This is a genomic window from Enterobacter cloacae complex sp. P43RS (assembly GCF_014930585.1).
GTDB classification, from domain to species: Bacteria; Pseudomonadota; Gammaproteobacteria; order Enterobacterales; family Enterobacteriaceae; genus Enterobacter; species Enterobacter bugandensis.
On the sequence record NZ_JADBRJ010000001.1, the window covers coordinates 482,169 to 494,434 of the forward strand.

Annotated in this window: 13 protein-coding genes; 5 read left to right on the top strand and 8 right to left on the bottom strand. The window is 56.3% G+C overall.

Going from position 1 to position 12,266, the window contains the following annotated elements; genetic code table 11:
- The first annotated feature begins 1 nt into the window (after window position 1).
- From IM294_RS02310 to IM294_RS02320, 3 genes are read left to right on the top strand one after another with little or no spacing between them, the layout of a single operon-like run.
- Window positions 2-1,021, top strand: coding sequence for an aldo/keto reductase (locus IM294_RS02310; RefSeq protein ID WP_126818077.1), 1,020 nt, complete (start codon window positions 2-4; stop codon window positions 1,019-1,021).
- Window positions 1,022-1,080: 59 nt separating this feature from the next.
- On the top strand, window positions 1,081-1,776 hold the full coding sequence (locus tag IM294_RS02315) for a putative quinol monooxygenase (RefSeq protein ID WP_185860349.1): 696 nt from the start codon (window positions 1,081-1,083) through the stop codon (window positions 1,774-1,776).
- A gap of 15 nt (window positions 1,777-1,791) precedes the next feature.
- Window positions 1,792-2,595: a carboxymuconolactone decarboxylase family protein gene (locus IM294_RS02320; RefSeq protein WP_063154097.1), complete on the top strand. Its 804-nt coding sequence runs from the start codon at window positions 1,792-1,794 to the stop codon at window positions 2,593-2,595.
- Window positions 2,596-2,713: 118 nt separating this feature from the next.
- On the opposite strand, the gene IM294_RS02325 is transcribed toward IM294_RS02320, so the two are convergent.
- A complete protein-coding gene (locus IM294_RS02325; RefSeq protein WP_126818078.1) occupies window positions 2,714-3,619 on the bottom strand; it encodes a LysR family transcriptional regulator in 906 nt (301 codons plus the stop codon).
- A gap of 117 nt (window positions 3,620-3,736) precedes the next feature.
- On the opposite strand from IM294_RS02325, the gene IM294_RS02330 reads away from it, so the two are divergent.
- A complete protein-coding gene (locus IM294_RS02330; RefSeq protein ID WP_126818079.1) occupies window positions 3,737-5,137 on the top strand; it encodes an MFS transporter in 1,401 nt (466 codons plus the stop codon).
- Between the two features lie 39 nt (window positions 5,138-5,176).
- Here the strand turns inward: IM294_RS02330 and IM294_RS02335 are convergent, their stop codons facing one another.
- From IM294_RS02335 to IM294_RS02360, 6 genes are all read right to left on the bottom strand, one after another.
- Window positions 5,177-5,662, bottom strand: coding sequence for a type VI secretion system tube protein TssD (locus IM294_RS02335; protein ID WP_048999579.1), 486 nt, complete (start codon window positions 5,660-5,662; stop codon window positions 5,177-5,179).
- 21 nt (window positions 5,663-5,683) lie between these two features.
- On the bottom strand, window positions 5,684-6,118 hold the full coding sequence (locus tag IM294_RS02340) for a hypothetical protein (RefSeq protein ID WP_048958788.1): 435 nt from the start codon (window positions 6,116-6,118) through the stop codon (window positions 5,684-5,686).
- A complete protein-coding gene (locus tag IM294_RS02345; protein WP_032623152.1) occupies window positions 6,096-6,488 on the bottom strand; it encodes a polymorphic toxin type 44 domain-containing protein in 393 nt (130 codons plus the stop codon). The genes IM294_RS02340 and IM294_RS02345 overlap by 23 nt, the downstream gene beginning before the upstream one ends.
- A gap of 236 nt (window positions 6,489-6,724) precedes the next feature.
- Entirely contained in the window at window positions 6,725-7,720 is a 996-nt protein-coding gene (locus IM294_RS02350; RefSeq protein ID WP_126818080.1) for a DUF2891 domain-containing protein, read from the bottom strand.
- A 9-nt stretch (window positions 7,721-7,729) separates the two neighbouring features.
- Window positions 7,730-8,716, bottom strand: a complete 987-nt coding sequence (locus tag IM294_RS02355; RefSeq protein WP_041909955.1) for a DUF979 domain-containing protein — start codon at window positions 8,714-8,716, stop codon at window positions 7,730-7,732.
- Window positions 8,713-9,435, bottom strand: a complete 723-nt coding sequence (locus tag IM294_RS02360) for a DUF969 domain-containing protein (protein ID WP_028013182.1) — start codon at window positions 9,433-9,435, stop codon at window positions 8,713-8,715. Before IM294_RS02360 ends, IM294_RS02355 begins: the two co-directional genes overlap by 4 nt.
- 199 nt (window positions 9,436-9,634) lie before the next feature.
- Between IM294_RS02360 and IM294_RS02365 the strand changes: the two genes are divergently transcribed.
- Complete coding sequence (locus IM294_RS02365; RefSeq protein ID WP_041909953.1) at window positions 9,635-10,180, top strand: winged helix DNA-binding protein; 546 nt, start codon at window positions 9,635-9,637, stop codon at window positions 10,178-10,180.
- Window position 10,181: 1 nt separating this feature from the next.
- Here the strand turns inward: IM294_RS02365 and glgX are convergent, their stop codons facing one another.
- Window positions 10,182-12,257, bottom strand: coding sequence for a glycogen debranching protein GlgX (gene glgX, locus IM294_RS02370; RefSeq protein ID WP_193360295.1), 2,076 nt, complete (start codon window positions 12,255-12,257; stop codon window positions 10,182-10,184).
- Window positions 12,258-12,266 lie beyond the last annotated feature (9 nt).

Below are 12,266 nucleotides of genomic sequence, written 5' to 3' on the forward strand. Positions count from 1 at the left end.
AATGCAGTATACCCGGCTCGGTAAAAGTGACTTACTGGTCTCCCGCATCTGTATGGGATGTATGGGGTTTGGCGACCCGTTAACGGGCCAGCATCGCTGGACGCTGGACGAAACAGCAAGCCGGGACATCATCCGCTACGGTCTCGAAAAGGGTATCAATTTTTACGATACCGCCATCGCCTATCAGAACGGCTCCAGCGAGCGATACGTTGGCCGGGCGCTGCGGGAGATGGCAAAACGCGAGGACGTGGTGCTGGCCACCAAGTTTCTGCCACGAACCGCCGCGCAAATTGCCGCGGGGATCGGCGGAAAAGAGGCAATAGCCCGATCGCTCGACCAGAGCCTGCAGAATCTTGGGATGGACTACATCGACCTCTACATCTACCACATCTGGGATTACAACACGCCCGTTATCGAGGTGCTTGAAGCGCTGCATGCCGCCGTTACTGCGGGCAAAGTGCGCGCTATTGGTATTTCCAATTGCTATGCCTGGCAGCTGGCGAAAGCGAACGCGCTTGCCGAACGCGAAGGGCTGACGCCCTTTGTTTCCGTGCAAAGCCACTACAACCTGATTATGCGTGAAGATGAACGAGAGCTCTTCGGTCTGTGCGCTGAAGATGATATCGCCATGACCCCCTATAGCGCGCTGGCCAGCGGTCGTCTCGCCCGGAAAGAAGGCCACACGCGGCGAGCCGCGGAGGATGATTATGCGCGCGGGAAGTATGACAGCACGGCTGAACAGGATCGGATCATTATCGAGCGCGTCGCCGAACTTGCTGAACGACATCAGGTGTCCATGACGGAAATCTCACTCGCCTGGCTGCTGACAAAGGTCACGTCACCTGTCGTAGGGGCCACAAAAAAAGATCACGTTGATGGCGCGGTAAACGCCGTAAATCTTCAACTGATCCTTGAGGAAATCCGGTTTCTGGAAGAAACCTACCAGCCGCACGTTCTGACGGGGATTATGGCGCAAAACACGCCGCAAACGAAAGACGTTAAGCAGGTCTGGACGCGGTAGCAAACAGTCATTTCAGTAAAAGGATCAACGTGAAAAAGCCCCTTATGCTTTTAATTTGCATGCTAATAAGCACCTCTGTCTTTGCAACAAAACCGGACGCACCGGATAAGGTAGTGATGAATATCTTTGAGCTCGGCGTCAGACCCGATCGGGACAAAGAGTTTGAAGACGTGGCCAGGCAGACGATTTCCGCTTCGGTTGATCATGAAGCAGGTACGCTGGCGATGTACGCCCTGCAACGAAGCGACAATCCACGTAAGGCATTCATGGTCGAACTCTATGAAAACGAGAGTGCTTACCGCAAACATCTGAATGCCGAACCATACAAGGCATTCGCTGCCCGGGCACCTGACATTATCGATCGGAAAAATAAAATCACTCTGGAGCCACAGTTTCTGGGCGACAAACACATCATACCGAATGAGCGAACCATTAATAATCTGGTGATCGTCGAGGTAAAGCCTGAATTTCAGACCGAATTTAAAAACATCGTCCTTCCTGAAATGGCCGAGTCGCTCAAAGTAGAGAAAGGCGTGTTAGCCATGTATGCCGCTACAGACTCACAGAGTCCGAACCGCTGGTATTTCTATGAGATTTACGCCAGTGAGGAGGATTATCAACTGCACCGACAAACGCCGCACTTCCTGGACTATCTCAGGCAAACGGCGCATATGAGCGCCAGGAAGGACGCTATCCCGGTAAAACCGGTATTTCTTCGTAACAAAGGCGGAATCAAACAGGATCCGCACCGTTGACCAGTGAGGATTAACATGAAAAGCGTAATTGCAGCGGCGGCCATGTCGCTTGTTATTTCTGATTTTGCTAATGCTGAGGAAACAAGAGGTAAAGCTATGATGAAAATTGAACCTTCAGCGATTCCTGAAGCTGATATTCGTTCTGTCTCACCGGCTCTTGCGCGCTTTGGTCGAGAAGCGATTACTGAAGATCTGTGGACACGCGATGCCCTCTCGCCCAGGGATCGTAGTATGGTGACCGTCGCCATGCTGATTGCCCGTAACCAGCCTGCCGAGCTCAAGCACTATATTGACGTCGCTCTCGATAGCGGCGTTACGCCAGCGGAATTGTCAGAAATCATTACCCATCTGGCGTTCTACTCAGGTTGGCCAAATGCAATGTCAGCCATCAGCGTGACCAAAGCAGTATTTGAAACTCGTGGCGTCACGGCAGATGCACTTCCTGAAGCTTCTCCGGACCTGCTTCCTCTCAATCAGGAAGCAGAAAAGCAGCGTTCAGAGACAGTGGAAAAAAATGTAGGCCCAATATCTCCAGGCCTGGTTAAATTTACTGCTGACCCACTGTTCCTGGATCTCTGGCAAAGACCCGCGCTGAAACCCCGCGACAGAAGCCTGATTACGGTCAGCGCGTTAATCGCATCCGGACAGAGTGCGCAGATTGGCTATCACCTCAACAGAGCGATGGATAATGGACTTTCTGCTGAGGAAGCTGGGGAGATCGTTACCCAAGCCGCGTTTTACGCTGGCTGGCCAAACGCATTTACCGCTGCTCCTGTTGTCGGAGAGGTATTAAGCAATCGCTCATCGAGTAAAAGGTAATATTACTGAACACTAAAACCTGACGCACATCACAAAATTAGAACGAACGTTCGCGTGGAATCGGATGCGGTATCGACGCGCTTCATGCTCTCCGTGCCGAAAAAAGTGGCCTGAGCCGTCAGCGTACAGCGCGGCACACCTCCAGCACCTTTTCCCTGAGCCAGCGATGCGCAGGGTCCTTTTCCATGCGCGGATGCCACATCTGTGACACCGTAATGCTCCGGGTTTTAAACGGCAGTTCAAAGACGTGCACGCGCTCGGTCATCGGCTGATTGAGCAGATAGAGCGCCGGCACCATGGCAACGAGATCGGAGACCATCGCCACCGATAACGCCGTCGGGAACCCTGGCACCACGCTGGCCATTTTGCGCTTCATCCCGCGCTCCGCCAGCGCCTCATCGACAAATCCGTGTAACGAGCCGTCGGGCGAGGCCACCACGTGCCCCCAGGCGACATAATCCTCCAGGCTGACTGACGACAGCGAGGCCAGCGGATGCCCCTGGCGCACCGCGCCAACAAACCGGTCCTGAAAGAGCCGTTGCAGACGAATTTCAGGACCCATATTGCTCTGCACGCCGATCTCCAGGTCAACCAGCCCCTCTCGCAGATAGCGCGACGTTTTCTCAGGTTTCGGCGAAAAGCGAATGCAGACGTCGGGCGCCACCGCCGCCACTGCGGCAATGAGCAGTGGCCCAAACGCCACCACAAAGCCGTCGTTGGCTCGGATGGTGAACAGGCGCTCCATACGCTCAACATTCAGCGTTTCCGTGGAGGGTTGCAGTACTGCCCTTGCCTCATGCACGGCGCTTCTGGCCCGATCCCGGGTGGCTTCGGCCCAGGGCGTCAGCACCATCTGCCGACCGGCCCGCACCAGGATAGGATCGCCTGTCACCTCCCGCAGCCTGCTCAGGGTACGGCTCATGGCGGAGGTGCTCAGGTTTAAGCGCCGCGCCGTGCCAGCCACGCTGGCTTCGGCCAGCAGAACGTCGAGCGCAACCAGAAGGTTAAAGTCAGGATCGGACACGATGGCTCCTCAGATAAGGCATTATATGCAACGATAAAGTGCAAGCGCTGCGTCTTCCGCCCTGTATACCCCATGATTATAGTTTCGTCATCACTATTCTTATGCGGAGTAACGACGATGACGCTCTTTTCAAACCAGCCCGGCGATGAAGGCTTACCCGGTCATGAACGCGCCCGGGTGATGGCCGCCGTCATGACCACCACGCTGATGGGCGTCTTTGACGGCACCATGATCAACATCGCGCTGCCCTCCATGGCAAGGGCGATGCAGGTCCCCGCGAACGTTGCGGTGTGGTTTGCCAACGGTTATCTACTATCGGCGGCAATGACGCTGGCCATCTTCGCGGCGCTGGCGGCGCGCGTGGGCTTTCGACCGGTTTTTCTTGCCGGGCTTGCCACCTTTACGCTCACCTCGCTCGGCTGCGCGCTGGCGAAAACGCCCGACATGCTGATCGGGATGCGTATTCTGCAGGGCATCGGCGGCGCGGCTACCCTGAGTATCGCCCCGGCGATCCTGCGTTCCGTTTTTCCGGGGCGACTGCTTGGGCGCATTCTGGGGCTGCACGCCCTGCTTATCGCCGCCAGCACGGCAATTGCCCCCGTGCTGGGCGGGACGATACTGGACGCGCTGAGCTGGCAGTGGCTGTTCGCCATTAACCTTGTTCCGGGCAGTATTGCCCTGTTGCTGGCATGGCGGGCGTTGCCGCGCCAGTCGGACGTTGACGGCTCCCCCTTTGATGCGCCGGGCGCCGCGCTCTCCGCCGTGCTGTTAGGTTCTGCAATCATGCTGGCCGACAGCCTTCAGCACATCACGCAAGGCATTAACCCGGCAGCCGCAGGCTGGGGGCTTCTCACGCTGGTCAGCGCTATCGCCTTCGTCTGGCGTATTCGGCGCGCGCGCAGTCCCATACTGCCGCCCGTTATGTTCAGAAACGGACGCTTCACCCTCGCCGCCCTGACCTCGCTGGCCTCGTTTGTCAGCCAGGGCATCACCTTTGTCGCGCTGCCGTTCCTGTTTCAGAGCGTGTATGGCTTCAGCCCGGTGGTTTCGGCGCTGCTGTTCACCCCGTGGCCAATTGGCATTGTGCTGATCGCACCGCACGCGGGGCGCTGGGCAGATACCCTTTCCGCGCCGCTGATCTCGACTATCGGCCTGATGATTTTTGTCGGTGGGCTGGTCCTGCTGGCGACGTTGCCGGAAAACCCGTCCGCATGGAATATCTGCCTGCGCAGTCTGGTTTGCGGGATTGGGTTTGGCTGCTTCCAGAGCCCCAATAACCGGGAGATGCTCGCTAACGTGGCGCGGGAATATGCCAGCTATGCCTCAGGGGTGTTGTCTATCGTCAGGACGTTCGGGCAATGTCTGGGGGCCGCCGCGGTGGGGGTGCTGCTTGCGACGACCGGATCAGACCACGATCGGGCCGTGCGTCTGGCATTGTGGATCGCCGTCATCGCCTCAACAGGATCGGTTTTGTTTAGCCTGAGCAGGCTGCGCCCTGGGGGGCGGGCATCAGCGTAACGCTGTGCAGCGCCTCTCGGCGCTGCTTGTTTATAACAACTACGCTGTAGGACGTTCGTTCCACGCATCAGTGTACTGTATATTTCCGTCCAGAATTTTCCATGTGATTTTTGCATATCGTAAAGATACATTTTCCATGTGACCAGTACCGGGACAATCTCTTGTATCATGCATTATTGGAGTTATTGAAATGACTTTCACGCCTTCCATCAGGATGTTGAAGTATTCCACTTCCTGACCAGCATCATTGATGTGATAGAACTTTAATTCGGCACTTTGAAGCGTCTGACCTGTAGCCACTGCTTTGTATAGATAGGGTGAAGATGAGTCAATTGCCTTTGTTAAACTGAAGGCTGAATGTTGCCTTGTACCTGTAAGTTTACCTGTTGCCTCATCTGTTGGAATGCTCAGGTTATGGATCAGATCTCTAAGCTCTATGCTTCCTTCACGGTTTGCAACATCAGAACCACCACGGATCATTGCTCCGCCATCGTCTTTCAAAAAGAGGTGTACTGGTACAGCCATTTTTAAAACTCCTTATGTTAATTAATTTCTTATTCCATTGGCTATGAGATTAATTACAGGCATGATCGCTACACCATCGGCATAGAACAGATCAGAATTAGTGAATGAATAAACCTTGCCCGTGATTTTTACATTTACCGTGTTCCCATAAGCTGAAGCTGTGACATTGCTTGTATCGGCTTCCAGGAAGGGTGATCGTTCTTCAAGGGCTTTCATAATGTTCCCGCTGTTGTCTTTATCTAAATAGAAGCGGTAAACATCCGACACCGTAGCGTCTCCATCATCATACTTAGTTATGTACAGTGTGACGGTATCAGAGAGTTTCTGTTTGCTGACAAAGCTATCGTGAGGAGATGCATTAAAATAGTATTGATATGTCAGAAACCCACAAACAACGAGCAACAGAATCGTTGTGAGTAAGCAATGGAGCCGTTTAATAACCGTATTTCTTTGCATATTCTATACCTTGCCTTATCCAAAACTGATCGTGTGGATCATCCCCATAAGGCGGTTTTTGATACCAGTGCCCCCATTTCTTTTTGGAGGTTTTAGCTCTTTCCTGCGCCCATCCAGCACCCATCAATAGCGTTTCTGATGGTATCCCGGCAGCATAGCCAGCCGAACCATAATTGAAGTTCCCAAAATTTGCTAACTCCGGGTGTCCTTGCTTGTAATCCCACGGTCCCTTATTTCTTACTTTTTGATAAAACCAAAGATAGGTTGTAGGGATAGCCATGTTTCTGCTCATACCATGCGCTCTTGCAATCCTCATGTTTGCCAACACAAGAGCGATTCCTTCTTTGGGTAACAAAGGTATAACAGCCATATTAACCACCTGTTTAATGTGGGTATATGGCCGCATATCGTACACCTTTGCGATGGTAAAAAAGATATCTGTTTACAGAGAAATGACGGAAAAATATCCGACTAAGGTATTAACCGTATTAAAAATCAAAAAAATTTAGGCGGCGCTACGCTTGCGCGGGCCTACAGGAATTGTGCATTTCACAATGTAGGGCAAATAAGCGCAGCGCCACCCGGCAGGAAAGACGGCGTATTTGTTTACTCCAGCGCCAGTAGCGCAAAGCTCGCCAGCCAGTGCCCGCCGCTGTAGTGGCTGCCCACCACGTGCCCGACGCTTGCCGCCAGGTGTTTTGCCACGGCATCACGCAAGGCCTGCTGGGCCGGGTGGTTTACCGGAAGCGCCCTGGCAATATGCTTCATACACCAGGCGCGGCTGAGGTTTAACCCATCCAGATGGGCAATTTTCGGGTCGGTACGGTCGCTCACTTCCGCCGGGTTCATCAGCGCCGCAATGGAGCCGATATCCGGCAGAAACGTGTCAAACCAGGCCGGGAAATTCTCTGCGACCTTGCTCATCAGCAGCGCTTCCGTCAGCGCACCAGAGATGTACTCATCACCACCCGGCTCGTAGTGGGCCGGGTAGCGCGTATCGGCGAGATAAAACCGCTCCGCCGCCGTCACAATCGCCTGCTCAAGCGCGCTATCTTCCACGGCTCGGGCGTAGTCCAGCCCCAGCGCGAGGGCAAACGCCGTGTTGTAGTGCGTTCCGACGCGGATCGGATAAGTGAGCTTGCTGAGGTAATCCACCAGCCGGTTGCGAATATCCTGGGTTAGCGGCTCCAGCGTCTGGTACCAGCCTGCGGCCTGCGGCAGCGACGATTGTTTCAGCTCCTGGGCCAGCGCCAGCAGCCATCCGTAGCCATACGGCCGCTCAAACGAGGCGCGGAACGGCGCGGTGAAATAGGCCAGCTCCTTCGCCACGTTCTCGTCGGTCAGGTGCTCGTCGAAAAGCGCGACGATGTCATTCCGACACGGTAGCTCAGGATAGAGGCGCACGCAGCGCAGCAGCAGCCAGTAGCCGTGCACCGCCGAGTGCCAGTCGAAACAGCCGTAGAAAATCGGGTGCAGCTCGCGAGGCGGCAGAACGTCACCGTCATCATTCAGCAGATGCATGATGTGGTTCGGGTATTCCTGGCGCAAATAGGTTAAAGGCATGCGGGCAAACGCGTCAGCCTGATGTTGCGTCAATTCCATAACAGCTCCTTAGCGAAACACGAGGAAATACATGAGGAACACGTTCACCACCAGCAGGGTTAACGCGGTCGGGATCTGGATCTTGATCACCTGATATTTGTCTTTCAGCTCCAGCAGCGCGGCGGGAACGATATTGAAGTTCGCGGCCATTGGCGTCATCAGCGTGCCGCAGTAGCCCGCGTACATGCCGATCGCCAGCAGCGGCGCCGGGTTGCCGTGATGCACGTTGATCAGGAACGGCAAGGCGATCCCCGCGCTCAGCACCGGGAAGGCCGCAAAGGCGTTACCCATGATCATGGTAAACAGCGCCATCCCCACGCAGTAAATGACCACCAGCATGAAGCGGCTGTCCGGGTTCACGAACAGGCTCACCACCTTCTGCACCGAATCACCGGTATTGGCCGCCACGAACACGCCGCCGAGCATGGCCAGCATCTGCGGCAGGATCACCGCCCAGCCGATGGTATCGACAAGACGACGGGACTGGCGAATGGCGTGCAGCGGCGTGCCTTTGGTCAGCCACCAGCCGGTAAGGATCGCCGCGACGCAGGCCACGCACAGCGCCGCCAGAGTGAGCTGTTTCTGGTCGAGAAGGTAAACACCGCCAATCGACACCCCCTTCAGGAACAGCGTCCCGATTACCGTCACCACCGGGATCATCAGCGCGGGCAGGAACAGCCAGTTTTTAAGGCGGTTTGACGAGGCAATGCGCTCCTCGTCGGAGGCCATTTTATAGTGGCCTTTCCCGACCAGGCCAAAACCCGCCAGCAGCGCGATTGCGATAACGCAACCGCCAACGATCCGGTACGCCAGCGATTTGCCCAGCTCTTGAACCATCAGGTCACCGAACAGGAAGATCCCGCCGAATAAAAACCAGAACAGCGCGGTGGTAAAACGCTTCGGATTAGCGCGGTCGCGCAGGGTCATGACAACCAGCAGCATCACAACAAAGCCGATCAGGTAATACACGCGGTTAATGGTGATAAGCGTCATCATTGCGCGGCCCCCTGCGTACCCTGCTCTGCACGCCAGGCCATGACATCGCGGCGGATGCTGGCATCCAGGCGCAGCAGGCGCGTCATATGAATAATCAATGCCGCAATGGCGGTGGGAATGGCCCACAGGCCGATATGCAGCGGTTCGATCCCTTCGATCCCGTTTTCCTTCAGAAACGCGTCAATCAGAAGCACCGCACCGAAGGCGATAAAGATATCTTCCCCAAAGAAGACCGCGATGTTGTCGCACGCCGCGGCATGGGCTTTGATTTTGTCGCGAATGTGCTGCGGCAGTTCGCCGTATTCGTTCAGCGCTGCCCCTTCGGCCATCGGGGCCAGCAGCGGGCGTACCGTCTGGGCATGGCCGCCCAGCGACATCAGCCCCAGCGCGGCGGTGCCTTCACGCGCCACGAAGTAGAGCATCAGAATACGCGCCGAGGTGGCGCTGGCGATCTTCGCCACCCAGGCCTGGGCGCGCTCTTTAAGCCCGTAATATTCCAGCAGACCAATTACCGGCAGGATCAGGATGAAGGTCGCCAGCGATCGGCTATTGACGAACTTCTCGCCAAAGGTCTCCAGCAGCATCCCGAAATCCATCCCGACCAGCAGGCCCGTCGCCAGACCCGCCACCACGACGACCAGCAGCGGGTTGAAGCGCAGTGCAAAACCAATGACCACGATCGGTATCCCGATCAGCGGCAACAGCGTAGTACCGTCCATAACGTTTACCCTATCGAAAGTGAGCGTTGCGCGCCGACGGCTATTTTTTTAATTTGCGGCGAGCGATGTTGTGTTTTTCGCCAGGCTTCACAAAACCTGCGCTAAAAAGCTATATCTGAACCTCAAAAACATGTAAACAAATTATCAATAAAATGTTCTTATTTTATCGACGAGTTTACATTTCTGGCTAAGGAACGTTATGACCTCGAAAAAGAGTGCTTCACCCGATTGCAACGATATCAACGATGGCCGGATCGTCTCCTCCCGCCATCTGGTATCGGAGCGCTGCGCGGAACTGTCAGAGCTGGAGTACGCGCTGATCATGACCGGCAACGCATTTAACAAGTGGATGGTGCGCTGCATGGCCGCAGCCGGAGAGCCGGATATGGGCGCTTTTGACGTCTCGCTGCTGCATCACGTGAACCACCGCGACCGCAAGAAAAAGCTGGCCGATATCTGCTTTGTTCTCAACGTGGAAGATACGCATGTAGTGACCTATGCCCTGAAAAAGCTGGTCAAAGCGGGCTACGTGACGAGCGAGAAAGCGGGTAAAGAGCTCTTTTTCTCCACCACGGAGGAAGGGAAAGCGTTGTGCATGAAGTACCGGGACGTGCGCGAAGCGTGTCTGATCGCCATTCATGCGGAGAGCGGCATTTCCGGGAAATCCATCGGCGAAACCGCGCAGCTGCTACGCGCGATCTCCTCCCTGTATGACACCGCCGCCCGCGCGGCGGCATCACTCTGAATTACGGACGTCTGAACAGGGTAATGCTGCGTCCGGCCAGTTCGTACTCTACGGTTTCGGTGAACGCTGTTCCGGCGGCAGCGTCATCCGCCGTAGACAGCTCCAGCACCCATCCCCCTTCGCCAAATTGCGGGATCTGGAACGGCACGGTGCCTTCAAACGGATTGAACAGCATCAGCACGTCGTGCCAGATGCCGTCCTCCTGCTGAAGATCCGGCCTGCTGATGGAGACCCCGAGCGTTGAGCCTTCATCCCACTGCTCGGCCTGCTGCGGACCGCCTCCGGCATTGAACCAGCGGATCTCCAGCCCGTCGCGCCAGCTCTCACGACGCAGCAGCGGCTGCTGCGCGCGCAGGGCAATGAGCCGGCGGGTGAACTCGCGCAGCGCCGCGTCTTTTTCGGACAGCCCCTTCCAGTCGATCCATGAGATCTCGCTGTCCTGGCAGTAGCCGTTGTTGTTGCCCTTCTGCGTACGGCCAAACTCGTCCCCCGCCAGCAGCATCGGCGTACCGTGGGAGAAAAGCAGCGTGGTCAGGAAATTACGCTTCTGCCGTTCGCGGGTGGGGATAATGTCCGGGTTCTCCGTCGGCCCTTCTTCGCCATAGTTGTACGACCGGTTATCGTTATGCCCGTCGTTATTGTCCTCGCCGTTGTCGGCGTTGTGCTTCTCGTTGTACGACACCAGGTCATTCAGCGTAAAGCCGTCGTGGGCGGTGATAAAGTTGACGCTGGCCCACGGGCGACGCCCGCGCAGGTCGTACAGATCCCCGGAGCCCAGCAGACGCGCGGCAAAGTCCGTCGAGACGTTGTCCCCCTTCCAGTACTCACGCACGGTATCGCGGTATTTGTCGTTCCACTCTCCCCAGCCTGGCGGGAAGCCACCGACCTGATAGCCGCCGGGGCCAATATCCCAGGGCTCGCCAATTAGCTTGAGCTTAGAGAGCACCGGATCCTGGGTAACGGCGTCGAAAAAGCCCCCGCGCGGATCGAACCCCTCAGGCTCGCGGCCCAGAATCGTCCCCAGGTCGAAACGAAAACCGTCAATGTGCATGGATTCGGCCCAGTAGCGCAAGGAATCCATCACCATCTGCAGCACGCGCGGGTGCGAGGTATTCACCGTGTTCCCCGTCCCGGTGTCGTTGATGTAATACCGGTGCTGGTCCGGCAGCGTGCGGTAGTAGCTGTAGTTATCAATGCCCTTGAATGAAAGCGTTGGCCCCAGCTCGTTACCTTCCGCCGTGTGGTTGTAGACCACGTCCAGAATCACCTCGATGCCCGCGTCATGATAGGCGCGCACCATGTCGCGAAAGCCCTGGATCCCCGCCGGGCCATAGTAGCGCGACGCCGGAGCAAAAAAGCCGAGCGTGTTATAGCCCCAGAAGTTCTTCAGGCCACGGTCGAGCAGATGCTGGTCGTCCGGGAACCAGTGAACGGGCAGCAGCTCCACCGAGGTAATGCCGAGGCTTTTGATGTAGTCGACCGAGGCTTTGTGTCCCATCCCCTCGAACGTCCCGCGCAGCTCGGGCGGGATGGCCGGGTTCATCTGGGTAAAGCCCTTCACGTGGCTCTCATAGACGACGGTATGTGGCCAGGGCACGTTTGGCCGGTTGTTGTCCTGCCAGTCGAAAGCGTTCGGGTCGATAACCTTGCATTTCGGCGTAAACGGCGCGCTGTCCCGCGTATCGAAGCTAAGATCCAGTTCGTCATGCCCAAGCTCATAGCCGAAATGGGCGTCGTTCCAGTCGATATCGCCCACCAGTTCACGGGCATACGGGTCAATAAGCAGCTTATGCGGGTTAAAGCGGTGACCGTTTTCCGGATCGTAGGGGCCGTAGACGCGATAGCCGTACAGCGCACCGGGTTTCAGGTCAGGCACATAGCCGTGCCAGACCTCATGGGTATACTCCGGCAGCTCCAGCCGGGCGATTTCTGTTTTCCCGGACGGGTCAAACAGACAGAGCTCCACCCGCTCCGCGTGCGCGGAGAACAGCGCGAAGTTAACGCCCTTCCCGTCATAATTCGCACCCAACTGCTGGCCATGACCGGCCCGAATTTCAAACGTAATTTCCTTTGCCATTTTCATTCT